This window comes from Jonesia quinghaiensis DSM 15701, from assembly GCF_000423205.1.
GTDB lineage: Bacteria > Actinomycetota > Actinomycetes > Actinomycetales > Cellulomonadaceae > Jonesia > Jonesia quinghaiensis.
Genome location: NZ_AUHN01000006.1, coordinates 416,032 through 440,976 on the forward strand (window position 1 = coordinate 416,032; position 24,945 = coordinate 440,976).

The following is a 24,945-nucleotide window of genomic DNA, read 5'->3' on the forward strand; positions in this document are numbered from 1 at the left end:
GAAGCCGGTTTCGTGCTGACAAGGAGACCCCCACATGACTCAGCAGACTGCATCAGCTCAGTTGATCCCGTTCCCCAGGACTGTTCACTCTTCGCCAACCACGGCTCGCATGACTGCGTCCCAACTTCGTGCTCTACGCACCTCGCCGGAACAACATGATGTTGCGTCCCAACGCATGGCGGATACCTCATCAACGCCCGGTGAAGGATTCTTAGGGCTCGGTGGAATGCGACTGACTCGTCGCGGCCGCATCGTCGTGTGGGTAGTTGCCCTCACAGCTGCACTTGGGACGGGGATATTTTTGGGTGGCAATGCCTTTGCGGATCCTGTGCAACGGCCACAAGAGATCCTCTTCCATGCAGTGGGAACGGGTGAGACCCTATGGGATATTGCTCGAGATCATGCTCCCCAACGTGACCCCCGTGACGTTGTGCAAGAAATCCGTGAAGTAAACAATATGGCTTCCGCAAACCTCCAAGTTGGAGAGGTCCTGCTCATACCTGCCCCTTGAGTTGGGAGGGGAACAGACTTTGCGTACAGTAGTCCTTAGATTCAGTACTAAGGAGTATTTGTGCACTGTCCCTTCTGCCGTAACCCCGATTCTCGCGTCGTGGATTCGAGGACCTCGGAAGATGGTTCGGCAATCCGCCGCCGGCGCCAGTGCCCCGAGTGTAGTAAGCGTTTCACGACCGTGGAGACTGCGAGTTTGTCAGTGGTTAAACGTTCCGGAGTGACCGAACCGTTCTCACGGCAAAAGGTCATAAACGGGGTTCGTAAAGCGTGCCAAGGGCGTCCGGTATCTGATGATGACCTGGCCAAGCTTGCGCAAGCTGTTGAAGAAGCTATTCGGGGGCAGGGAAGCGCCGAGATTGACGCCTATGACGTGGGGCGCTCAATCCTTGACCCATTGAAGCAACTGGACGAAGTGGCATATCTGCGCTTCGCAAGTGTCTACCAAAATTTTGACTCGTTGGAAGACTTCGATCAGGCAATATCTGAGTTACGTTCCGCGCACTAACAGGATGTCTGCTACGACACCACATTCCTGCTACGTGCTGTGTGAGATGTCGCTAGAGGTCACTGGAACGGGACGCCCATAAATTCACGCCACCGTCTCGTGCATAGACATCAATGTCTTGCAGATCGTTTGCGTCTAATTCAGGAGCATAAGCGGCGTGAAGTAGTTCATCGAGTTGGTCCACCGTTCTTGGTCCGATGAGAACCGATGACACTCGCTTGTCTCGTAAACACCAGGCTACTGCTAACTGAGCAAGTGACATTCCACGGCGTTCAGCTATCGAGGTCAATGCCCGAATGCGTTCGAGGTTTTCTGCACTGATGTAGCCAGGGTTGAAAGAGGGACTGTTGGCTGCTCGTGAATCTGATGGAATCCCGTCCAGATACTTGGTGGTGAGCAACCCCTGTGCTAACGGGGAGAAAGCAACGACCCCATAGGGTGCTGTGCTTGCCAACGAGAGGACAGATTCTCCTGAGTTGTTGGGTTCTTCGATCCATCTGTTGACCAGGGAATATGACGATTGATGCACAGCAATTTTCAGGTCAATTGCTTCAGCAATGTCCAATGCTTCACGAGTTCGTAACGCGGAATATGAGGAAATTCCCACTGACAGAGCCTTGCCCTGGTCCACCAACGTTTTGAGCGCTCCCAGAGTTTCTTCAAGGGGAGTGGTGGGGTCAAACCGATGGGAATAGAAGATATCGACGTAGTCAGTACGGAGGCGTCGAAGGCTCGATTCGAGTGAACTGATGAGGTACTTTCGCGACCCACCTTCCCCGTAGGGCCCAGGGTGCATCCGGTAGCCGGCTTTGGTGGACAACAACAGTTCATTGCGGCGCCCTGGCAGGTCTCGTGTGAAGAACCGTCCAGTAAATTCCTCCGCAGCACCCCCCGGTGGGCCGTAGTTGTTGGCAAGGTCGAAGTGGAAGATCCCGGCTTCCCATGCCCGTAATGCAACCGCCCGAGCGGACTCTTCAGGTGATCGGTCCCCGAAGTTCTGCCATAAACCCAAACTTATCGTGGGGAAACGCAGCCCGGTCCCGGGCGCCTGTCGCATCGGAAGAGGTGTGGTTGGTAAAGCTTTGACATGCGAAGACGGGGTTTTCATAGTTCTACGGTACGACAATGTGGGGTGACAACTGAACCAGTTGTCACCCCACATTGATGCTCATCGTTAGTGCGTGGGAGGCAGAGTGCGGATTCGAATGTACTGGTCGATGCTCTTCAGAGCGTCAAGTGCTTCGATATCCACAGTCGACCCTGCATCAGTGACGACGTACCCGTATTCACCGCGGGTCGCAAGCAACTGGCCTTCGATGTTGACGTTGTGCGTGGCCAATGCGTTGTTCACGGCTGCCAACACACCAGGGGTGTTTCGGTGCAGGAACGCTACACGAGTGATACCAGTGGTGGTTTCCAACGCGAGGTTCGGCAAGTTGACAGACAGTGTCGTCGAGCCGGTCCGCACATAGTCCCTGAGCTTGTTGGCAACGAACTCACCAATGGCTTCTTGCGCCTCGAGGGTGGAACCGCCGATGTGCGGGGTGAGGATAACGTTTGGTAACCCGCGAAGTTCGGATTCGAAGGAGTCGCCCCGTTTTTTGGGTTCAGTGGGGAAGACATCAACGGCCGCTCCCGCGATGTGCCCTGACACGATGGCGTCCCGCAGGGAAGCGTTATCCATGACGAAACCGCGAGAGAGGTTGAGGAATATGGCCCCACGACGCATCATGGAAAATTGCTCAGCGCCGAACAAGCCAGCGTTCCCAGGCCGGCCATCTACGTGGATTGTGACGACGTCAGCCGACTCTAACAATTCGTTAAGGGAGTGGGCGCGACGGGCGTTACCCAAAGCAAGTTTTTCAGCGGTGTCGTAAAACACCACGGACATGCCGAGGTTTTCCGCGAGAACTGACAACTGAGTACCAATGTTTCCGTACCCAATGATGCCAAGAGTTTTTCCACGGATCTCGTGAGAGCCTTCCGCTGTCTTGTCCCACGTGCCCTCGTGCATAGCCTTGTTGCGCTCGGGTAGACGGCGAGTCAGCGAGATCATCTCCGAGATCGCCATCTCCACAACAGAACGGGTATTAGAGAACGGTGCGTTAAATACTGCGACACCCCGCTCAGCTGCTGCCGCAAGATCAATCTGGTTAGTCCCAATACAAAAGGCACCAATAGCAATGAGGTCAGGTGCATTGTTGATGACTTGGGCGGTGACATGGGTTTTAGACCGAATACCAAGAAGGTGGACTCCGTCGAGAGCTTCGATGAGTTCAGCCTCGTCGAGGGCACCAGATCGTGTGATGACCTCATACCCATGGGCGGAGAGGATCTCCACAGTGAGTGGGTGGACGTTTTCGAGAAGCAGCGCTTTCAACACATCTCCATATTCCTCCAGCACGGGCGGTGATACCAAACCGTCTTGACCGCTGGACTATCTAACGGCCACAGACGAGTTAGTACTCATGCATCATCTTCCGATAAATCACTGAGCCACGGCACCACACGGTCAGTGACGACACACAAATACTGTGTCGGACGAGTGAGAGCAACAAAGAGGTCTGAAGCGCTGAGTTCTTCGCTCATGCGCTCTGGAGATTCGACGACTACCGCGTCAAACTCCAAACCTTTAGCTTCACGCGGGGTAAGAATGACAAGACCCGACGGGCGCACCGCGTGTGCACCAGTCTGAACGCTTGCAAGTAACTCACGAACTGCGGCGATTCGGCTTGGTGCACTCAGGACAGCAACTTGTCCACTATCAGACGTCACATATCGCTCAACGCACCGATTGACCTCAGCGATCAATACGCCATTGCTCTCTTCAGCTTGCGTATGGATGACTGCTGCTGCATCTGGGATATCACGCGCCGAAGTGAGGGGACTGCTCGACAGTCCTGAGAGCTCAGCAAAACGCATTGCGAGGTCAGCAACTGTGCGCGGGGTTCGGTAATTGACCGTCAAATCGCGCCGGGTCCAGTGTTCACTGAATAGTGGATCAAACATCGTTGACCATGAGGTTGCACCAGCGGGATCAGATGTTTGTGCGGTGTCACCCACGATGGTGAAGGAGCGGGTTGGACACCGGCGAATGAGAGATCGCCACGCCATTGCTGAGAGTTCTTGTGCCTCGTCAACAATGATGTGGCCGTAGGTCCATTCTCGGTCACTTGCCGCTCGTTCAGCCACAGAAAGGCGAGCGCTCGCTCCTTGGAATCGGGCGTGTAAGTCTTCTGCTGAAACTAGACCTGCTGCTCCGGTTTGCGCCAGGACGTCTCGCGCATACTCCAACGAACGGTCATCTGTGCGCTGTGTGGTTGTTGGGCGGCTCAGAGGGCCTAGGAGCTCTTCGGCTTCATCAAGGATGGGGATGTCGGCTTGTGTCCAGGGTGATCCGGCTGGGCGCAAGAGGGCTTGGCGATCTGCGGGGGAGAGGTCTGGCGCAGCCTCAGCGAGTCGGTGCTCACGTGAGAGTAAGTCGTCGACCAACTGCGCGGCGCTGATAGGGAACCAGGCAAGATTAATGGCGCGGCGGATCCGCTTATCCATCCGCAATTCTGTGAGGATATCTCCGCGATCTTCCTCGGCCACATGGTAGGGCATGTCGGCGACATACTGTTGGGCGAGTCGATTGAGCATGTCTTTCGCGAAAATTTCCCACGTGTCGTTGTGGGGTTTGTTTGCCCGTCGAGCGCGGGCCATTGCGTCTCGTACATCGCGCCGAGAGATGACGATGTCGTGTCCATCAATGCGCAGTGTTTCATCGTGCTGGGGCACGCGCTGGCGTGCGCGCACAGCGTTTTTGATGTACTGAGCGAACCGTGTTTCTCCCTTGAGTACTGCACCGCGCCCGGTGTCGTGTCCGTGCGCGGTGACATGGGGCAGTAGCGCCCCAAGGGTTGTTGAGACGACGCCGGTTTCGCCCAATGATGGGAGAACTTGGTCAATGTAGCGTAGGAATTGTTCACTTGGCCCAACGAGAAGCACCCCAGATCGTTCAAGGACGCGCCGGTGCGCGTACAGCAGGTATGCGGCACGGTGGAGGGCAACAGCTGTCTTCCCGGTCCCGGGCCCGCCCTGCACAACAACGGCACCTTGGAGAGGTGAGCGGATGATGTCATCTTGTTCTCGTTGAATCGTCGCGACGATGTCGCCCATTTTGCCTGTGCGGCCAGCGGATAGCGCAGATAGCAGTGCGCCTTCACCGTGCAGTGTTGTTTGGTCTGTCGATGTGGCGCCGGAGAGATCAAAAATCTCGTCTTCAACGGCGGTGACCGTGCGCCTCCGGGTCGTGATGTGCCGGCGTTGGCGGACGCCTAACGGGTGCGCCAACGTGGCGCGGTAGAACGGCTCAGCTGCTGGTGCTCGCCAGTCCGTCAAGATGGAACGCTGGTTAGCATCAGTCATTCCGATGCGCCCGATGTAACGCGTAGCATCCTCTGTCAGGTCTAACCGACCGAAAATGAGACGTTCTTCTACGGCTTGCAGCAACGCCAGTCGATCCTCATAGTGGGTTGCAAACGAATCGCGCTCTGAACGATTTTGTGGCGATCCGCTGGGACCTTCACGGCGAACCTGTGCCAAACGAGTTGAGGCAGATTCACGCAGAGTATCAAGCCTTGCGTATAAGTGGTCGACGATCTGTTGTTCCTCGACGAGCGCTTCACGATGGTCAGCCACGGATGTCCTTTGCCCCTGATGCGATAGATAGCGACCGTCTATTATCCCTCATTGCGAGCAAGGAGGCGATGTCATAGGTGCTCGTGTGAGCCATACGGTCTGCCCATGGTAGGTATTTGTCCTGGGGTCCCGGGAACATTCGGTAGGGTCAGATGGTTGATGCTGATGATCTTTGCCCAGAGAAAGGAATCCGCGTGAACCGCGATCTCTATGACTTCGACTTCGATGTCCTTGAAGAGTTGCGCGTGCGCACTGAGACAGCGGCTACTGGCCCTGTTCTCATCGTTGCATTGCGCCCCTTGGTTGACGCTGGGCACGTGACGGAAATCACCGCAGAACATTTAATTGCTGGAGGTGATGTGCGGCGTTTCGTGACATTCGACCATGACTCCCTCATCGACTACCACGCACGACGTCCCACAATGACTTTTGAGGTGAACCGTTGGACCGAATACCGACAACCCCACATCTCTCTTGATGTCGTGAGTGATGCTGAGGGCACGGACTACCTGCTGTTGCACGGAGTCGAGCCGGATCGACGGTGGGACGGTTTCACTGAAGTTATCCGTGAATTAGTCGAGGAGTTCAACATATCCCTTGTAGTGGGTGTCTATGGCATTCCGATGGGCATTCCGCACACGCGCGAACACTCAGCAATCATGCATGCCACCCGCGATTCACTTTTGACCACCCAACCGCGCTGGGTGGGGACTGTTGAAGTCCCGGCAAGTATCGCGAACCTTCTAGAGTTCCAACTGGGCGAACAAGGGCGAGATGCCGTTGGCATCGCAGCACACGTCCCGCACTATCTCCTACAATCTCAGTACTATCCCAGTGCGTTAGTGGCTGTAAGCCGCCTGGAAGACGTCACTGGTCTTGATTTGCGCGTTGGTGAACTAGCCCACGCTGCTGCTGAGGCGCGCGCAGAAGTCGACAGGCAAGTAGAGCAATCTCCTGAGGTGGCAGAAGTCGTTCGTGGCTTAGAGAACCAATACGACGCGTTTATGGCAGCTCGGGATTCTGAGTCGCTTCTCGTGCGTGAAACTCAACTACCTAGTGCTGATGAACTTGGCGCTGAGTTTGAAGATTTCCTGCGCCAAGAATGGCGAAAAGGTCATCGTGGAGATTCATCGCACTAAGATCCAGGGGTGTTGCTGGCATGTAATGCACCTGTGCCAGCTGGTTCAAATGGCTGGTGTCCGGCGACAAAGGATCGTAGGGCCTGGCCGGTGACCACTGTTGCGGGCACCGCCATGGAGCGTAATTGCCGTTCCATGGTGGGGTGTTCTATGACAGGGTTTTCTTGGTGATCTTCGCTGGGGCGATGAAGGATAAGCACAACGTTGCCGTAACGTCTTTTCTTTAGGATGCTTGGTTCAGCAACGAGAACTAGGTGGTCATAGGGGTTAAAACTCCCAAGATCCTGCTCGAGTGCGAATTCGGTGAGAGCCCAAGCAAGCGTTGCGACTTCTCTGCGAACAAGGGTGAGGGGCTGTCGATCAGCGCTATTGATCAGATAAAGCCCGCCTGGTTTTAAACGATCGAGGGCAGTGTGCACCATCGTCTGGTCCATGACGTGGTGGGGGATAGCCCCAGCAGCAAAAATGTCTCGAATAATCGCGTCGCAGGACCCTGGCTGCATGGTTGCTAACTCGGCTAATGCGTCACCTCCACGAAGGCGCAATGCGGGGGACCGCGGTAAATCGAACCACTTGCGCGCGAGAGTCAAGAGTTCAGCATCGTAATCCACGGCGATCTGGTGCGCGGTGGGAAGTGCGACGTGTAGAGCACGAGCAAGGGAGCAGCCCGCAGCCCCGAGGTGAAGAATTCTCCCCGCATCTGGCAAAACTGTAGTAATCACCCGAAACATCGTGTCAAGGTACTCAAATCCCACGTTCAACGGGTCAGCAAGGTCAATAAAAGAGCTCGGTGTCTCGTCAAGAAACAGCGTGATGCGGTGCGCCGAATCTCGATCTGCCTCCAACCGCACTGAACTGAACGCAGTGGTGACAGTTTCTCCGATGGGGATTTGACGAGACGATGAAGGCCGCTGAGAGTCGGCGCGGCGCGTGGCGGAACGAGATGAGGAGCGGGCCATGGCACTATCACATCACGATCTGACGGGATTTCCGCTATCTTCTCTTGCCATCTTCGAACTCTTGTTCGAAGATGTAAAAAGGATGAGGCGCACAAGCGAAACCTGCACTCCACAACACCAACCCACGAAGATCGGAACCACGCTATGAGCAACGCGCCGAGAGAGCTCTCAGCTCAGCGTGACTGGGGTACCGACGAACAGGGCTTATCAGTGATGCACGTTGACATGGATGCGTTCTATGCATCTGTCGAAATTGCTGATCAACCCGAGCTGCATGGACGGCCTGTAGTCGTAGCAGGGGGAGAGCGTTCCGTGGTTCTAGCCGCTTCCTATGAGGCAAGAAAGTTGGGCGTGAGGTCCGCAATGCCAACGGTGAGGGCCCGTATCTTGGCGCCTCACGCAGTATTTGTCCCTCCGCGTCATGAGCGATACTCCCAGGTCTCACGTGCTGTGATGGCAATGTTGCATGATGCTTCCCCAGTAGTTGAGCAAGTATCGATCGACGAAGCCTTTGTTGATGTTTCCGGTGTTCCTGGCGGGCCGGGCGCGCGGTCAGTGCTTGCCAAAAAAATCCGAGCACAAGTGGAACACGACCATGCAGTGACGTGTTCAATAGGCATAGCCCGGAACAAATTCGTCGCCAAGCTCGCTTCTACCCAAGCCAAACCCAATGGGTTACTAGTAATACCCGATCAACGAACAATCGACTTCCTCCATGTACTTCCCGTTGGGGCGTTGTGGGGAGTGGGGGAGAAGACCGAAAGTCGGTTGCGCGACTGGGGGATAACACGCGTCGAAGAAATAGCTCGCATGGACGTCACACACCTAGCTCGAATCGTCGGGAACGCTGCTGCAACCCAACTGCATCGTCTAGCTCACGGCGTTGACGACCGCACAGTAACACCGGGGCGTGAGGAGAAGAGTGTTGGCGCTGAGCACACCTTTACCTGTGACGTGAGTGACCCCCAGGCGTTGAAAGATCACATGCGCAGTTTGGCTGATCGCGTGGCAAGCCGATTGAGAAGCCTGGGTGTTGTGGGATATGTGGTGAGTATAAAAGTTCGAGATGCTGATTTCCGAACGACTACCCGTTCAAGAACTCTTGACAGTCCCACAGATTCAACGGCGGTTTTGTTCCACGAAGCGTGGGCGCTTATGGGACGGAACCTCACACCAGGACAGCGGGTCCGCTTGGTGGGAATTCGGGTAGAGCGCATCACTCAACGCCGCGATGTCGCTTTTCAAGAGACATTCGACGACGTCCTCGACGGATCAGCGGACGTGAATCGCCGATCTGATGGTGCCGTCGATGAGATTCGCCGCAGATTCGGAGTAAATGCCATATCTATTGGAGTACAATCGGGTCTTCAACTACCCAAGACGTGATGCCCTCCTCTATCCTTGTAGTAGGGCACCGACGGAGACGAGAATCGGGGGTCGCCATGCCTCTGTCAGAACACGAACAACGCATACTTGAACAGCTCGAAAAGGAGCTTCGTTCCGAAGATCCGCGACTTGCATCAACGATGAGCGGGCGTCGAGGATCAACAACGACCCGCTTCGTCATTGCTGTTGTTGCGCTGGCAATCGGATTAGGACTACTCATCGTCGCGGTGATGACTAGTGCTATCTGGCTTGGTGTAATTGGTTTTGCGGTGATGTTTTTAGGGGTGACATACGCCCTGTCAGCGCCAAAGAAAAGTGGGCCCGATCTGAGAGTGGTATCCGATTCGGGAGCCACCAAAGGGCGGGCTGCACCACGCAAACAGTCCAAGCAACAAGGGTTCATGCAACGCATGGAAGAACGATGGGACAAGCGCTCGCGGGGAGAATAGCCTTCTCGGATAAGTCTTCAAACGGCTGGGGCCGCACACATAGTGTGCGGCCCCAGCCGTTTGTGTCTCTCCACTTCCCTCCCCGTGGAACGAGGCTCGAGATGTCTGGCCTCGCATTTATAGGGGACCTAAGTCCGTGACCAGTGGTAATGCGATTGTGATAGTCGGCGTACTTGGTAGAAGCGAGTGTTAGGTCGAAATTCCCTCCACAAACCTCCCCCAACTTTGACCAGCAATTTCACTCACGACAAGGTGAAATCTGCCGACTCTATGAGAGACTGTGGAGCGAAGTGGAGTAACGTGGAGGCAGTCGGAGGGTAGAGGATGATCGTCGTTTTGGCGAGGAACACTTCTCCCCATCTGTATGGGAACAACAAGCTGGAGGGGAAGGGGTGGCCTCGATGCATGACATCTTGGACGCTATTCCTCACCTCTTTTTGGGGACCTATACGCCAAAGCTTGACGACAAAGGTCGGTTGATCCTTCCTGCGAAGTTTCGTGGGCAGTTTTCTTCTGGTCTTGTCCTCACTCGTGGTCAGGAGAGATGTCTGTTCCTGCTACCGATGGAGGAGTTTCGGCGAATGTACGAGCACTTGCGACAAGCGCCCGTGACGTCTCGGCAGGCTAGAGACTATATGCGAGTGTTTCTCTCAGGGGCCAGCGATGAAATGCCGGACAAACAAGGGCGTGTATCGCTGCCTGCAGCTCTGCGGCAGTACGCCGGGTTAGATCGTGATGTCGCCGTAATTGGGGCGGGTTCGCGTGTAGAAATTTGGGATGCCGAGACATGGGACCGGTACCTCCAAGAGCAAGAAGAAGGGTACGCACAAACGGCAGAGCAGATTTTCCCCGACCTGCAATTCTGATCCGTCTGGTGAGGTCTCCTACCGTCATCTGTCACACCTTCCCCGGTGCCAGATGGCGACGGTGGGAGCCCTGACTCGACAGGGTCACACAGAGTATTTCTAATCCATGGGGCACAACACGTATGAGTGAGTTTTTCGACGAATCGACGGCGTCACGGAAACACCTTCCGGTGTTGCGGGACCGATGCCTCGAATTGTTGCGCCCTGCCTTAGAACGACCCAACGCAGTTTATGTTGACTGCACCTTGGGAATGGGCGGCCACACCAAAGCGGTACTTGAAACGTTCGACAACGTTATTGCCCTCGGAATCGACCGCGACCCTCAAGCGTTAGAACTCGCTGGAGAACGCCTTGCTCCTTTCGGGAACAGGTTCATTCCGGTACACACGACCTACGACCGAATCCTTGATGCTCTTGACGATCATGGGTTTCGTGCTGCGGACGGAGTGTTGATGGATCTCGGTGTCTCGTCGCTGCAAATCGATGAGCGTGAACGAGGTTTCTCCTATTCCCATGACGCGCCCTTGGATATGCGCATGGATAGCACCGCTGAGCTCACCGCTGCTGAGGTGCTCAATACTTACAGCGCTCACGAACTGATCACTATTTTGCGTCAGTACGGTGAGGAGCGGTTCGCTCCGCGCATTGTCCGAGCCATCATTGCTCGAAGAGAGCAGACACCATGGACTCGTTCAGGTGAACTAGTTGAACTAATTCGTGACGCAATTCCTGCCGCAGCTCGTAAAACTGGCGGGAACCCTGCTAAGCGCACTTTCCAAGCGTTGCGTATTGAAGTCAACGGTGAACTCGAGGTGCTACGTGATGCACTTCCCGCCGCGGTCGAGGCGCTTTCGGTGGGGGGACGACTACTCGTGGAGTCCTACCATTCGCTAGAAGACCGTATGACAAAGCAAGAGTTTGCTCGGGGCATCACGTCAAGCGCGCCACCTGGGCTCCCTGTTGAGCCAGAAACTCACAAGCCGTACCTCAGCGCCATTACACGTGGAGCGGAAAAGGCTGACAGTGAAGAACTGGAACGCAACCCACGGTCTGCATCTGTGCGTCTGCGCGCAATTGAACGACTACGCCCAACCCCAGAGCACATGAAGAACGGAGACCGCACGTGAGCCTTGCACCAGACATTACCGCGCGACCACTGTCCTCCCAACAGTCAGCTTCACCGGCTCGTGGGGTCACCCCTTCAACACCACGCAAACCATCACTTGAAGTGATTAGCGCGCCAGACCCACGCCGTTCACTGGGTATGTTTCTCACTGGTTGTCTCTTGCTGCTTGGAATAACTATTGGCGCAATTCTTGTGCTCAACGTAGAAATGGCACACGGTGCCTATGAACAGACTGACCTTAAAGCGTCCCTATCACGCGCTGTTTTGGACACTGAGCAACTTTCCAGCGAAATCGATGATCTATCCACTGCAGAAAATCTCGCCAAACAGGCCAAAGAACTGGGGATGATCCAGATGCTCACTCCAGGGGTGATTCGTCTGCAAGACGGAACCATCTTGGTGGAACCGAGCGGAAAGCAGTGACCGGTGGCCGAGGACAAAAACCGACGTCGTCAAGGTAAGGTGCCAAACAAACCTTCAAAAGCACCTGACAGTGGGCGACAAGGGGCTCCACGAAGAAAGAACAATGATGCGCCAGGGGCTTCATCGCGTGGCACCGCATCGTCAAATATGCGTTCCGCGAAGTCCCCAACTTCGCGAGAAACCAGTGCTTCACCTCGAACACGGTCGACTTCCACGACTCGGCAAGGTACTGCACCTCGTGAGTTACAACGCACGTATGCTTCAGCGCGACCTGTGCGCGGCTCTACCGGGAAAACTAACCGTGATGAATCGCGACGTCGTCAAGCGCAGGAGCGAAAAGCACGCAGAGCCCAACGCGCGGCAGAACGCCGACGCGGCCCTATTGGCTACACGATGCCGCACAGACGGCTGCGGTTTGTGTCGTTCCTTATTGTCATAGTGCTCACTGTCTTTGGTGTCCGACTAGGCCAAGTCCAACTTGTCTACGGTAGCGAATTACGGGCAAAAGCACAGGCAATGCGAACAAAGACGATGCCACTGAAAGCGGAGCGCGGGCAGATCACTGATCGTAACGGCGATGCAGTAGCTAAATCTGTGACTCGCTACAAAATCTTTGCAGATCAGGAACTCATCGCGGAGTGGTCGCAGACGACCACAAGCGGAGAGAAACAAGGTGGACCGGCCTATGCCGCCGAACTCCTCGCCCCAGTTCTCAACCTTGATGAGGGGGAGCTCAGTGCAATACTCACGAAGTCTGAGGACAGTGAGAAGTACAACAAGTACCTCACTATCGCGACCGATATCCCCCCAGAAACGTGGGACGCAGTACGAGCATTGAAGATATCGGGCATATTTCCTGAGTCAACATCTAAACGTATCTACCCTGCGGGCGATACAGCGAAATCAATCATCGGCGCCCTTGGTACTGACGCTGGGTTGTCGGGCTTGGAATACTCTCAAAATTCCCTCCTTACCGGAGCAGATGGGTCGATGACCTACGAACAAAGTAGGAACGGTCACATTCTGCCTTCCGCGCCGGTTACAGAAACGCCAGCGCGCAGTGGTCTTAACATCGTGTCAACGCTGGACATGGATATTCAGTGGCACACAGAGAACGCAATGGACGAGCAGTTAAAGAAAACTGGAGCCAAAGGCGGCTATATCATCGTGCAAGATGTGAAGACATGTTCGATCCTCGCAATCGCCGATCGATCAACATCAGGTGATGAATCCACGCAAATTACAGGCCGCTTAGGGTCTGTGCAAGACATCTTCGAACCAGGCTCGACGGCAAAGGTCATTACTATGGCAGCCGCCTTAGAAACAGGTGTCGCTACTCCTGTCACTCAGTTCAAAGTGCCATACACCTACACCACAAGTAATGGTGAAACGTTCCGGGATGCTCATGAGCACCCCACGCACAATCGCACATTAACTGGAATATTGGCAGATTCATCGAACACCGGTACCGTGCAAATCGCAGAGCTTATTCCTCGACAGGTCAGGTATGACTATTTGTCGAAGTTTGGTTTTGGAGAACACACAGGTATTGAACTTGGCGGGGAATCTAGGGGAATTCTCGCTCAACCCGAGGACTGGGATGGTCGTCAGCAATATGGCGTGATGTTCGGTCAAGGCATGGCCGGCAACGCACTACAGAGCACAAATGTGTTCTCCACGATTGCCAACGGCGGCCAGCAGTGTTCACCGCACTTGGTCGCAGGAACCCAAGATAGCGACGGGAACTTCACGCCTTCTGAAAAAGAAGAAACGACTCAAATCGTCTCCAAAAAAACTGCAGACAGCGTTTTGAAGATGATGGAGTCAGTTGTCGTTGAAGGTAGTGGTAAAGCCGGTGGTGTGAGCGGATACCGTGTGGCGGGAAAAACCGGTACGGCGCAAGCAGCTGATGAAACAGGCGAACTCAACTCTATTGTTGCCTCATTCATCGGAGTGGCTCCGGTTGATGACCCGCAGATCGTTGTCTCTGTCATACTCCGAGACCCAAAATCGTCAATATTCGGTGGCGATGTTGCGGCCCCGCTGTTCTCTGATGTGATGGCATATTCACTCCAGAAGACTGAAGTTGAACCTACTGGATCTGATCCAGATCTCTTTCCGATTGATTGGTGAGTGAGGAGCGTTCAGGGTGAAGGTGAGACAATAGACGACGCCAGTGAGTGCAGCATCTCAGTGTCATGGGTAGGGGAGCACTCCACCCATATGGATGCTCGAGATGGATTTTTCTCCACCGTCCAGCCGATAGATTAAACCTATGCAGCCATCCGCTGATGACCTCATGCGACCACATAGCCAACCACATCGTTCACTCGGCGAACTCGTCGAGGGACTCGTTGTTGATCATGCTTCTTCCGACAATACTTGGCGCGATATACCCGTGACCGGTATGGGAATCCAGACTTCGTTAATAAAGCCTGGAGACATATACGTTGCCGTTCAGGGGCAACGAACTCACGGCGCGCGGTTCGCCGAACAAGCGCGCGCTCGTGGTGCGGTTGCAGTTCTCACCGATGAAGCAGGCGTTGAGATATGCGGCCAATCACCAGAACTCAAGGATTTTCCTGTCTTTGCAGCGAAGACAGGCATCGACCTGCGTCACACTGCAGGGCACATGGCTGCTCGCCTCTACGGAAACCCTGGATCCGAGCTACTTCTTGTCGGCATCACGGGGACTAACGGCAAAACCACCACTACCTTCTTTCTTGATGCGATCCTGCGCGCAGCTGGACACAAAACAGGGCTGATGGGGACTGTTGAGGTCAGGCTTGCTGAGCAAGCCGTTCCGTCTACTCGCACAACTGTGGAAGCTCCAGTGCTGCAGGGGTATCTATCACGTTGCATGGAAGAGGGCGTGTCAGCAGTGTCCATGGAAGTTTCCTCACATGCGCTCAGTTTGGGGCGAGTTGCTGGGGCCCGATTCGATGTTGTGGGTTTCACGAACCTTCAGCGCGATCATTTGGACTTCCATGGAACAATGACTGACTACTTCCGCGCCAAAGCTCAACTCTTTTCTGCAGAATATGCTCGGATCGGAGTTGTCAATGTTGATGATGAGTGGGGGTATGAACTTGCCCGCACAGCAGAAATCGATACGTGGAGTCTTGCGACCACAGAGTCGCGAGCTCGCGAAACGAACGCAACGTGGAGAGTTGCCAAAGTTACCCCTTTCATCGCAGGGGAGGGATCTGAATTTGTTCTGGCCGGTCCAGACGGCGAAGAGCTCACAGGCCACACTGCACTTCCTGGAATCGTCAATGTCGCGAACGCCGCATTGGCTGCGCTCATGGCGCGAGCTGCGAACATCTCACCTCAAGTCATCGTGGCGGGGTTGAAGTCTCTGCAAGCAATTCCGGGCAGGATGGAGGTCGTTTCCCGCCCTGATGAACCATTGACAATTGTTGATTATGCTCACACCACAGATGCGCTGAACTTCGCCTTGAGTTCGATGCGCCAGGATCTCGCGCACCGTGATGAGCCAGGAGAATCGCGCCTTATCGTTGTGTTTGGTGCAGCCGGTGAGAGAGACGCTGGGAAACGGCCGGACATGGGCAGAGTCGCCGTTCAGCACGCAGACATTGTGCTCGTTGCTGATGATGACCCCTACAATGAAAGCCGACCTCAGATTCGACGCGACATCCTCGATGGCGCCCTACCTGAGGTAGATCGACAGCGCGAGCAAGGCCGCGAGGTGTCCATCAAAAATTTCGAGCGTCGTGAGGATGCTATCGATGAGGCAATTAGTATCGCGAGTGATCGCGATATCATCTTGATCGCAGGTAGGGGGCACGAGCGTATTCAGGACCTTGCTGGAGTTCAACATGAGTTGGACGATCGTGTCCATGCGCGACAAGCTTTACTGCGTCGCTCTCTGTGATCGCCGCTGCAATCACTGAAGCCCGCCTCGAGTGGCGGCACGTTCGCAAGTACGCGCACGTTCAGCACGAGATTTGTTAACGAGGAAGTAGGAACCACGTGTTCACAGCGCAAGAGATCGCCGATATCACAGGCGGCGAATTGCACTGTTCCCCAGAAGTCGTCGTCTCAGGGGCAGTGACGATTGACTCCCGTGCAGCAGGAGAAGGTTCCCTGTTCGCTGCGGTTATTGGAGAGAACAATGACGGGCATGACTATGCCGCTGCAGCTATTGCAGCTGGTGCTGCTCTTGTACTAGCACAGCAACCACTCAGCGATGTCCCTTACGTGCTCGTCGTAGATACACAAAAAGCGCTTGGCGATCTCGCGCGGGAACACCTCAAAAGACTCCGTGCTGCTCGTCCTGTGAAAGTTATCGGGATCACTGGATCCGCTGGTAAGACAACAACGAAAGACCTCATCGGGCAGATACTGTCTATGTACGGCTCCACGGTCGTGCCAGCAGGATCATTCAACAATGAGTTGGGTCTGCCTCTTACGGTGTTGTCTGCTACGTCGCAGACAGAATATCTTGTCGCGGAAATGGGAGCTTCTGCGCCACAGGATCTCACCTACCTCACTGACATTGCACCGCTCGATGTTGCTGTAGTGCTTATCGTTGGTCGAGCTCACCTTGGTGGATTTGGTTCGGTTGAAGCTGTCGCGCAGGCTAAAGGCGAACTTGTTGAAGGTCTAGTTCCTGGTGGTATCGCGGTTCTCAATGCGGATGACCATCGAGTTATTGACATGCGCCACCGTACGCAAGGCAGGGTGATGACGTTCGGCGCGGTTCGCGACACCGATATTCAAGCAGTGGACACCGCAACTGATGTTCTTGGGCGCCCGTCATTTGCTGTCGTGACGCCAGAAGGTCGTCGCGCTCAGGTGACGTTGACGTTAGTTGGAGAGCACCACGTTACCAACGCACTTGCCGCACTTTCAGCCGTGACAGCAGTTGGTATTGACCTTGAAGAGGCAGCCCAACACCTGAGCAATGCCACAGTGCTTAGCCCACACCGCATGGATGTTGTCGATAGAGCAGATGGCATCACCGTTATCGATGACTCATATAACGCAAACCCTGATTCTATGCGGGCTGCATTGCGTGCGCTTGCCATGGTTGCTGGTCGTTCTCGTCGCACCGTGGCAGTGTTAGGAGAAATGCGCGAACTAGGCCCAGAATCACGGCAACACCATGACGAAATTGGGCGCCTTGTTGTGCGATTGAACGTTTCGCTCCTCGTTGTAGTGGGAGCGGGAGCCCAAGGTATTGCAGATGGCGCTATGCAGGAGGGGTCTTGGGGGGATGAGGTCGCTGAAGTTGCGACCATTGATGATGCCCGCGTCTACCTACAAAACGCGTTGATTCCAGGCGATGTAGTGCTCGTTAAGGCATCACATGGGTCTGGATTGTGGCGCCTTGCTGACGAACTTACTGGAAAGGCTTCTCGCTCGTGAAAGCTGTACTTGTTTCAGGCGGTGTCGCCCTCATTGTCTCGTTGTTGGGGACCCCTATGTTTATCCGGTTGCTCGTGCACCGGAATTATGGACAGTTCATTCGACAGGATGGTCCAACGGCGCACTTCACCAAACGTGGAACGCCAACAATGGGTGGTGTCGTCATCATCGCCGCCACTGTTATCGGGTGGCTAGTGTCGTTACCTGTGACAGGGCGGGTTCCATCTGCATCAGAATTGCTCTTACTTTTCCTCATGGTCGGTATGGGGCTCGTGGGATTCTTAGATGACTTCATCAAGATCTCACGGCAGCGGAGCCTAGGTTTGTCTCCGATGGGGAAGATCGCAGGTCAAGGTGCAGTTGGCATTATTTTCTCAGTGTTGGCTCTCCAATTTGAGAACTCCCGCGGACTCACTCCAGCGTCTACTGCACTATCCTTTACCCGAGATACCAAGTTTGATCTAGCATTTGCTGGTGCTGGAATTGGGCTGGTCCTTTTTATTATTTGGGCAAATTTCCTTATCACCGCGTGGACGAACGCTGTGAACCTGACAGATGGCCTTGATGGTTTGGCAACAGGTGTGTCCCTGTTCGTTTTTGGCGCTTACCTGTTTGTGTCAATCTGGCAGTACAACCAAAACTGTGCATGGCGCCCCATCGCTGAAAGCGCATGTTACGAAACGCGCGACCCACTAGGTCTAGCTATCATCGCTGCTGCAATTGTTGGTGCCTGCTTCGGCTTCCTGTGGTGGAACGGTTCGCCTGCGCAAATCTTCATGGGAGACACCGGTTCATTGGCGCTGGGTGGCGCATTGGCTGGAATCTCGATTTTGACACGTACTGAGATCCTTGCAGCGATCATCGGTGGCTTGTTTGTGGTTATCGTCGTATCTGACGTGATTCAAATTGGATTCTTTAAAGCAACAGGTCGTCGCGTGTTTAAGATGGCTCCACTGCACCACCACTTCGAATTATCTGGGTGGGGTGAGGTCACTATTGTGATCCGATTCTGGATCGTAGCCGGAATATTTGTTGCGGCAGGGTTGGGTCTGTTCTACGCCGAATGGATAGTTAGTTGACCGTTCATCTTGACACCATGAGTTTGCTTGTTGCTGGTCTAGGAGTGTCGGGTGCGGCTGTTGTTGACACCTTAGATTCCCTCCCTTCTGGACGTCGGCCACATCAGGTTGTCACATTCGATGAACGTGCTCCTGGTGCCACATATTCTGACGTGGAGGCGATAGATTTTACTGACGTTTCAGTCGTTGTTGCATCCCCGGGCTTGCCGCCGCACCATCCTGTTTTTGTGGCGGCTCGTGATCAGAACATTCCGGTGTGGAGTGAGATTGAACTTGCTTGGCATTTGCGAGTGCCGCAAGCAGGTAGCCAAACCCCCGCGCCATGGTTAGGGGTTACAGGAACGAATGGTAAAACTACGACGGTAGAAATGCTGACAGCGATTCTGTCTCAAGCATTTTCACGTGTGGCAACGGTTGGAAACGTCGGACAGCCTATCATCGAGCTTGTCCAAGACCCATCAATTGATGTCTTCGTTCTGGAGCTCTCAAGTTTTCAACTTCATCACACCTACTCCATGGAGCTCCACGCTTCAGCGCTGTTGAACATTGCTTCAGACCACCTAGATTGGCATGGTGGGTTCGAACAGTACGCTCACGATAAGGGCAAGATATTCCACCGTACTCACGTGGCCTGTTTCTATGACCCTCGGGATAGAGTCGCGACGTCACTGCTAGAGCAAGCTGACGTCAGCGAGGGGGCCCGTGCGGTGGGCGTTCGCATGGTCACCCCCGGACCCAGTGAACTTGGTGTCATTGACGATGTGTTGTGTGACCGGGCATTTGCAGGCGTTACATCGGGGATCGCACGGTACCGACAGGCCGACGAAGTAGGAAACTACAACGACCTCGCCCATCTTGCTGGTCCTGACGGCCGAATAGCGCCTCACACGATCAGTAATGCACTGTTTGCTGCCGGCTTAGCGCGTTCAGTGGGGGTGAGCCCTCGCGATATCCAAGCTGGATTGAGAGTGTTCCGCCCAGGTCGACACCGCGTGCAGCGTGTAGTGGATGGGAAACGTGGTGAAGGTGCGCCGGTCGTTTTTTACGATGACTCGAAGGCAACCAATGCGCATGCCGCTCAAGCTTCCTTAAGAGGGCTGCCATTGGAGCGCACAATTTGGATTGTTGGTGGGCTTACAAAGGGCGCAAGTCTTGACGAACTTATTGCTGAGTTCGCCCCAAAGGTCAAAGCGGTCGTTGTTATCGGTGAGGATCGCGTGGGGATTGTGGAAGCATTTCGCCGACACGCTCCTAGAATCCCCTTGGCAGACATTGACCACAGCGACACTGGAACAGTGATGCAGCGTGCAGTTGAAAGCGCCTGGAACATGTCAGAGCCGGGTGATGCTATTCTCCTTGCACCGGCGTGTGCTTCGATGGACCAGTTTCGGTCTTACGCTGATCGCGGTGAGGCCTTCGAACGCGAAGCTCATCGGGTGGTCAAAGCAGTAGGAGAGACAAACAAGGGAGAGTAGCCGGTGAGCGTTAAGCCATCACCTGACTCAGAGTTATCCCTGTGGTCTCGTTGGCTCGGTGTCTGGAACTCAGCCACAACGAGCTATTACTTATTGATTATTTCGTCCATATCGCTTGTTGTTCTTGGACTCATCATGGTCCTCTCTGCATCCAGTGTTGAGTCACTGCGCATCGGAGGATCCGCCTACGGTATTTTTCAACGGCAAGCCGGGTTCGCAGTAGTTGGTGGTCTTGCGATGGCAGTGGCTATGCGACTTCCCGTCGATCTGGTGAAAAGGCTCGCAGGTGTCGGGCTTCTTATTGCGATCGGACTGCAGTCTCTCGTTCTGACGCCGTTGGCTGTTCACATCATGGGGAATACCAACTGGATTCGCATCGGAGGCATCCAACTCCAACCATCGGAGTTTATGAAGGTCGCACTGTGCGTCTTTTTAGGCACAGTGATATCCCGAAAGTTGATGACCTCCAAAGAGTGGGTCCACGTCTTGGTTCCATCGTTGGCAATGTCAGCCTTTGCTGTCGGGTTTGTGATCGCAGGAAACGACCTGGGAACCGCGATGGTATACATCATGATGATCGCTGGTGCTCTGCTAGTTGCTGATATTCCGATGCGATGGTTCGCCACCGCGTTAGGTATCGCCGGAGCTCTCGTTGGGTTGCTCGCTGTTGTCAGCCAGAACCGCATGGCTCGAATTTTGGCTACGTACAACTCCGAATGTGATGCTTCAGACTTGTGCTACCAAGTGACCCGTGGTCTTGAAGCTTTAGGCTCTGGCGGGCTAACCGGGGTGGGTTTGGGGGCAAGTAGCGAGAAGTGGGCGTATCTCCCTGAGGCTCAGAACGACTTTATTTTCGCCATCATCGGTGAAGAACTCGGATTTCTTGGAGCCTTTCTTGTTGTTCTACTCTTCGCCACATTGGGGGCAGGCATGGTGCGTGTGATTATGCGCCATGAGGACCCAATGGTGAAGATTACTACTGCAGCAATTGCAGCTTGGGTGATCGGTCAGGCGATTTTCAACATCGGTGTTGTCACCCGAATTTTTCCGGTCATTGGTGTACCTCTCCCGCTTGTGTCAGCTGGTGGGTCGGCGTTGATCGCCACCATGTTGGCTATTGGTTTAGTACTCGGTTTTGCGCGCTCCGAGCCTGGTGCGCGTGAGGCATTTGCACGTAAGCCTTCTGTTGTTCGAAAGACTGTGGCAATAGTTTCGCGTTCTACTCGTTCGTTATCTCGACGCTCCTAGGTGAAAGTGGTTGTGGTGGTTCCCTCGATTTTGCTAGCAGGTGGTGGCACAGCTGGTCACGTTAACCCTCTTCTCGCTGTAGCAGGGGAGGTACGGCGGCGATATCCAGACGCCTCTATCCGGGTGCTAGGGACCAAAGAAGGACTGGAATCTCGGTTAGTTCCTGAGCAGGGTTTTAGCCTAGATATTGTCCCTAAGGTTCCTTTGCCCCGCCGCCCAAGTGCGCAGTGGGTTTCGCTTCCTGGAAATTTACGTCGAGCTGTAGCGGCGGCCCACCAGGTGATGGAGGAGCAAAAACCTGACCTCGTCATGGGCTTTGGTGGGTATGTGTCAACTCCGGCCTATCTTGCTGCTAAGCAACTGGGTATCCCGATTGTTATTCATGAACAAAATGCGCGGCCTGGTCTTGCGAACAAGCTGGGAGCTCGCTTCGCTCAAGAAGTTATGGTGACATTTGAGTCCACTGCGCTTCCGGGTGCTCGTGCTGTGGGGCTGCCGCTCCGCGCTGATGTTGCTGCTCAAGCCGTTTCCTCCCCGCAAGCATTGGCGCAGAAGCGTCTTGAGGCCGGCGAGTATTTCGGCATTTCACCACACCGTTCCACCTTGCTTGTTACCGGTGGGTCCTTAGGTGCTGTGAGCCTTAACCGAGCGGTAAGTGGGGCTGCGCGATCTATCCTCAACGCAGGTGCACAGATCCTTCATGTCACAGGGAAGGACAAGGCAGAAGGGGTGCGTGAGCAAGTCGCGCGCCTCGAACCTCAATTAGCGTCCCGTTACGTTGTGGTTGAGTACATGGACCGTATGGACTTGGCTTACGCGGCGTGCGATCTGGTCATTTGCCGGGCTGGGGCAGGCACTGTATGCGAAATTGCGGCACTGGGAGTTCCTGCAGTATTTGTCCCACTCCCGATTGGTAACGGTGAGCAGCGGTTGAATGCTCAGCCTCTTGTTAGTGCTGGGGGTGCGCTGATGGTTGCTGACGAAGACCTCTCTCCTGATTGGATAGAAAAGACCATTCCTCTTCTCATGCTTGACGGGCCTCAATTGGCTCGAATGCGTGATGCAGCCCGCACTGTTGGCCACCCAGGTGCTACAGCGCATATCGTTGATCGATTGTCAGCTTTGGCGGAGTGGCCACGATGACTGCCTCAGCGCGCTGGGATGCGCTCACTTCCCATGACACTGCGATCTCTCTGAGTCCTGTGCACTTTATTGGTGTTGGCGGGGCTGGTATGTCGGTACTCGCTCATATGTTTCGTGCCAGCGGTGCGGCTGTCACGGGATCCGATGCCAAAGCTTCTGCAACAACTCAACGGTTGGAGCAAGAAGGTGTCGCCGTTGATGTACCTCACAACAGCGCATCGATCGTTCCAGGCATGACGGTGGTGGTGTCTTCGGCTATCCGCGAAGACAACCCTGAGTTAATGCGCGCTCGTGAACTTCGTGTGAGAGTCATCCACCGCTCCCAAGCTTTGGCTGTTCTCATGCGTGGACGTCAAGGTGTTGCCGTCGCTGGGGCTCATGGGAAAACCACAACGTCGGGAATGATTGCGGTTGCAGCGCAGGCCTGTGGGTTGGACCCCTCATTTGCGGTGGGCAGCACGGTGCGAACTGCTCACGGTGTCTTGCCAGGCGGGTATGTAGGTTCAGGCCAGTTACTCGTTGCTGAAGCAGATGAGTCGGATGGTTCTTTTTTGAACTATGAGCCGCAAATCGCTGTGGTGACAAACATTGAGCCTGACCATTTGGATCATTACGGCAGTCGTGAAGCATTCGATGAAGCCTTCGAAAGCTTTGCTGGCAATATTGCACCAGATGGATGGTTAGTGGCATGTACAGATGACGAAGGCGCTTTGGCGCTTGCTGAGAAACACAGTAGGCGCGGTGGAAAAACACTGACGTATGGTGACAACGAATCATGTGATGCGCGGCTGATCGAGGTTATCAACGAAGGGCTGGGGCAACGTGTCGTTGTGACTCTAGCGGCGCGAGCGCTGCGAGCTATTTCTGGATCTCAAACTGCACAGCGACGCACCGTTGAACTCGCACTTCAGGTACCGGGCCATCACAATGCGCTGAACGCAACAGCTGCCCTCTTAGTGTTAGTTGCGGCAGGAGTTGAGCCACAACGGGCGGCTGATGCGTTGGGTTCCTTCAGTGGAACCGGGCGCCGTTTTGACTCACGCGGGTCAGTGCGTGGCGTGCAAGTTGTGGATGACTACGCCCATCACCCAACTGAGGTGGCTGCTTTATTGGCTGCAGCTCGGACTGTGACGAAGGGGCGGGTCATTGCAATATTTCAGCCACATTTGTACTCGCGGACTCGAATATTTGCTAAGGAGTTCGCGGCTGCTTTAAGTAGTGCTGATCATGTTGTTCTTACAGCGATTTATGGTGCGCGTGAAGAACCAGAGCCGGGTGTTTCTTCAGATCTCATTGCCTCAGCGATGGACCCGGCAATGGTGACGGTCCTTGAGGACCGTTATAGTGCAGCGCGTTATGCGGCAGATATCGCCCAACCCGGTGACCTTGTTCTGACCGTTGGGGCTGGGGATATCACTGAAATGGGTGAAGTCATTGTGGCTCGTTTGACTGGGGCGGCGTGAAACCACCTGCAGCGCCACGAGGTCCTCGTGATCGTCCTTCTGCTCGGCGTCAGAATGGTGCTGATTCGCGGAAAAAAGATGATGCTCCTCAGTCGCCAAGCGCCGGTGAGTCACGTCGTATCAGTTCTCAACCCATCGAGGGCTCTCCAGCAACTCCTCAGGGAGTAGCGACGCCAGCACCAGAGGACTTAGTACGCCGAAACGTCCGGGTAGTTGGGGCCCCTCGAGTGCCCGTGTTGTCTACGGGGATGGCTGAGCGTCTTGCTGAGCGCGAGGCGGCGGCTTTGCATGTGCGACGCCGCCGCCTGGCGTGGGGATTCACCTTGTTTGTACTGTTGGGAACTGCTGCTTGGGTAGTATTTTTTTCTCCGGTTTTCGCCGTGGAGTTAGAAGAGGTGCGTATTAATGGCACCTCACAGTACGTGTCCGAGGACCAGATTCGTGACGTTCTTGAGCCGTATGAGGGTATACCTCTCGCACGATTAGACATGACAAAAATTGGCGAGCAAATCAGTGCGGTGCCAAATGTTCGTGCTTTCGTCCAAACTAGGCGCTGGCCTCACGGTATAACGGTCAGCGTGACTGAACGTATCCCGGTAGCGGCGGTTCCTCGTGGTGAAGAGTTTGAACTCCTTGATAGGGAGGCGATAGCCGTTGATACCGTTGCTGAGGCACCGCAAGATCTGCCGCTGATTGATCTTCCCGGCGAAGAAATCGATGAACGGGTCCTAACCACTGCGCTAGACATCTTAGATGTTTTGCCCAGTGACCTGTTGGCTGATATTAAGAAGTTAACTGCAAGCACTCAGGACGATGTGGTGTTGCGATTGCGTGATGGTTTGCGTGTGCAGTGGGGGAGTTCTCAGGACTCAGCGGTGAAAGTGAGTGTGCTTGAGGTTCTGCGTCCGAAAGCTTTGGACATGAAGAAGAAAACGATTGATCTTTCTGCCCCGAACTTCCCGATCATCAAATAGGAACAGGCGCCGTTATGGTTGCTATGTCGAAAGGGTCGATTCTGCTGCTTTCGCGAGAGATGGCCTGTGAGACACAAGGTTCCGTAGTCGTAGGGGGCGGGTCGACGAGAGTCACAGAGTTTT

General features: G+C 54.8%; 22 protein-coding genes. 17 read left to right on the forward strand and 5 right to left on the reverse strand.

The window, feature by feature from the left end:
* Window positions 1-34 precede the first annotated feature (34 nt).
* Complete coding sequence (locus G538_RS17320) at window positions 35-511, forward strand: LysM peptidoglycan-binding domain-containing protein (protein WP_051196701.1); 477 nt, start codon at window positions 35-37, stop codon at window positions 509-511.
* 60 nt (window positions 512-571) lie between these two features.
* Window positions 572-1,018 (forward strand): transcriptional regulator NrdR, encoded by a 447-nt coding sequence (gene nrdR, locus G538_RS15675; protein ID WP_035833562.1) that lies wholly within the window; start codon window positions 572-574, stop codon window positions 1,016-1,018.
* A gap of 52 nt (window positions 1,019-1,070) precedes the next feature.
* Here nrdR and G538_RS0107435 read toward each other — a convergent pair whose 3' ends face one another.
* From G538_RS0107435 to G538_RS0107445, 3 genes are all read right to left on the reverse strand, one after another.
* Window positions 1,071-2,075 (reverse strand): aldo/keto reductase, encoded by a 1,005-nt coding sequence (locus G538_RS0107435; RefSeq protein WP_245566817.1) that lies wholly within the window; start codon window positions 2,073-2,075, stop codon window positions 1,071-1,073.
* 117 nt (window positions 2,076-2,192) lie between these two features.
* On the reverse strand, window positions 2,193-3,401 hold the full coding sequence (gene serA, locus G538_RS0107440) for a phosphoglycerate dehydrogenase (RefSeq protein ID WP_035833564.1): 1,209 nt from the start codon (window positions 3,399-3,401) through the stop codon (window positions 2,193-2,195).
* A gap of 83 nt (window positions 3,402-3,484) precedes the next feature.
* Window positions 3,485-5,701: a HelD family protein gene (locus tag G538_RS0107445; protein WP_029068824.1), complete on the reverse strand. Its 2,217-nt coding sequence runs from the start codon at window positions 5,699-5,701 to the stop codon at window positions 3,485-3,487.
* Window positions 5,702-5,895: 194 nt separating this feature from the next.
* Here G538_RS0107445 and G538_RS0107450 point away from each other — a divergent pair, with 194 nt between their 5' ends.
* The gene (locus tag G538_RS0107450; RefSeq protein WP_245566818.1) at window positions 5,896-6,840 is read left to right on the forward strand and encodes a PAC2 family protein; all 945 of its coding nucleotides are present in this window, start codon (window positions 5,896-5,898) and stop codon (window positions 6,838-6,840) included.
* Here G538_RS0107450 and G538_RS15680 read toward each other — a convergent pair.
* Complete coding sequence (locus G538_RS15680; RefSeq protein ID WP_051196705.1) at window positions 6,837-7,799, reverse strand: spermidine synthase; 963 nt, start codon at window positions 7,797-7,799, stop codon at window positions 6,837-6,839. The genes G538_RS0107450 and G538_RS15680 overlap by 4 nt on opposite strands.
* Before the next feature lie 144 nt (window positions 7,800-7,943).
* On the opposite strand from G538_RS15680, the gene dinB reads away from it, so the two are divergent.
* The 5 genes from dinB (at window position 7,944) to ftsL (ending at window position 12,049) form a co-directional block, all read left to right on the forward strand.
* Window positions 7,944-9,185 carry a DNA polymerase IV gene (gene dinB / locus G538_RS15685; RefSeq protein WP_035833566.1) on the forward strand — a complete coding sequence of 414 codons (1,242 nt, stop codon included), beginning with the start codon at window positions 7,944-7,946 and terminating at the stop codon, window positions 9,183-9,185.
* A gap of 56 nt (window positions 9,186-9,241) precedes the next feature.
* Window positions 9,242-9,634: a DUF3040 domain-containing protein gene (locus G538_RS0107465; RefSeq protein WP_029068826.1), complete on the forward strand. Its 393-nt coding sequence runs from the start codon at window positions 9,242-9,244 to the stop codon at window positions 9,632-9,634.
* A gap of 401 nt (window positions 9,635-10,035) precedes the next feature.
* Window positions 10,036-10,500, forward strand: a complete 465-nt coding sequence (gene mraZ, locus G538_RS0107470; RefSeq protein WP_035833801.1) for a division/cell wall cluster transcriptional repressor MraZ — start codon at window positions 10,036-10,038, stop codon at window positions 10,498-10,500.
* Window positions 10,501-10,622: 122 nt separating this feature from the next.
* Window positions 10,623-11,627, forward strand: coding sequence for a 16S rRNA (cytosine(1402)-N(4))-methyltransferase RsmH (gene rsmH / locus G538_RS0107475; protein ID WP_029068828.1), 1,005 nt, complete (start codon window positions 10,623-10,625; stop codon window positions 11,625-11,627).
* Window positions 11,624-12,049 (forward strand): cell division protein FtsL, encoded by a 426-nt coding sequence (ftsL, locus tag G538_RS0107480; RefSeq protein ID WP_029068829.1) that lies wholly within the window; start codon window positions 11,624-11,626, stop codon window positions 12,047-12,049. Before rsmH ends, ftsL begins: the two co-directional genes overlap by 4 nt.
* A 29-nt stretch (window positions 12,050-12,078) precedes the next feature.
* On the opposite strand, the gene G538_RS0107485 is transcribed toward ftsL, so the two are convergent.
* Entirely contained in the window at window positions 12,079-12,264 is a 186-nt protein-coding gene (locus G538_RS0107485; RefSeq protein ID WP_029068830.1) for a hypothetical protein, read from the reverse strand.
* Between the two features lie 58 nt (window positions 12,265-12,322).
* Here G538_RS0107485 and G538_RS0107490 point away from each other — a divergent pair, with 58 nt between their 5' ends.
* The 9 genes from G538_RS0107490 (at window position 12,323) to G538_RS15690 (ending at window position 24,822) form a co-directional block, all read left to right on the forward strand.
* Window positions 12,323-14,182, forward strand: a complete 1,860-nt coding sequence (locus tag G538_RS0107490) for a peptidoglycan D,D-transpeptidase FtsI family protein (RefSeq protein ID WP_245566819.1) — start codon at window positions 12,323-12,325, stop codon at window positions 14,180-14,182.
* A gap of 142 nt (window positions 14,183-14,324) precedes the next feature.
* Entirely contained in the window at window positions 14,325-15,944 is a 1,620-nt protein-coding gene (locus G538_RS0107495) for a UDP-N-acetylmuramoyl-L-alanyl-D-glutamate--2,6-diaminopimelate ligase (protein WP_051196707.1), read from the forward strand.
* A 98-nt stretch (window positions 15,945-16,042) separates the two neighbouring features.
* Window positions 16,043-17,440: a UDP-N-acetylmuramoyl-tripeptide--D-alanyl-D-alanine ligase gene (locus G538_RS0107500; RefSeq protein ID WP_029068833.1), complete on the forward strand. Its 1,398-nt coding sequence runs from the start codon at window positions 16,043-16,045 to the stop codon at window positions 17,438-17,440.
* Window positions 17,437-18,519 carry a phospho-N-acetylmuramoyl-pentapeptide-transferase gene (gene mraY, locus G538_RS0107505; protein ID WP_029068834.1) on the forward strand — a complete coding sequence of 361 codons (1,083 nt, stop codon included), beginning with the start codon at window positions 17,437-17,439 and terminating at the stop codon, window positions 18,517-18,519. The genes G538_RS0107500 and mraY overlap by 4 nt, the downstream gene beginning before the upstream one ends.
* Window positions 18,516-19,994 (forward strand): UDP-N-acetylmuramoyl-L-alanine--D-glutamate ligase, encoded by a 1,479-nt coding sequence (gene murD, locus G538_RS0107510; RefSeq protein ID WP_029068835.1) that lies wholly within the window; start codon window positions 18,516-18,518, stop codon window positions 19,992-19,994. Before mraY ends, murD begins: the two co-directional genes overlap by 4 nt.
* A 3-nt stretch (window positions 19,995-19,997) precedes the next feature.
* Window positions 19,998-21,242 carry a putative lipid II flippase FtsW gene (gene ftsW, locus G538_RS0107515; RefSeq protein ID WP_029068836.1) on the forward strand — a complete coding sequence of 415 codons (1,245 nt, stop codon included), beginning with the start codon at window positions 19,998-20,000 and terminating at the stop codon, window positions 21,240-21,242.
* 15 nt (window positions 21,243-21,257) lie between these two features.
* Complete coding sequence (murG, locus tag G538_RS0107520; RefSeq protein WP_029068837.1) at window positions 21,258-22,385, forward strand: undecaprenyldiphospho-muramoylpentapeptide beta-N-acetylglucosaminyltransferase; 1,128 nt, start codon at window positions 21,258-21,260, stop codon at window positions 22,383-22,385.
* Window positions 22,382-23,848, forward strand: coding sequence for a UDP-N-acetylmuramate--L-alanine ligase (murC, locus tag G538_RS0107525; protein ID WP_084618189.1), 1,467 nt, complete (start codon window positions 22,382-22,384; stop codon window positions 23,846-23,848). The genes murG and murC overlap by 4 nt, the downstream gene beginning before the upstream one ends.
* Window positions 23,845-24,822, forward strand: coding sequence for a cell division protein FtsQ/DivIB (locus G538_RS15690; RefSeq protein ID WP_157544354.1), 978 nt, complete (start codon window positions 23,845-23,847; stop codon window positions 24,820-24,822). The genes murC and G538_RS15690 overlap by 4 nt, the downstream gene beginning before the upstream one ends.
* Window positions 24,823-24,945 lie beyond the last annotated feature (123 nt).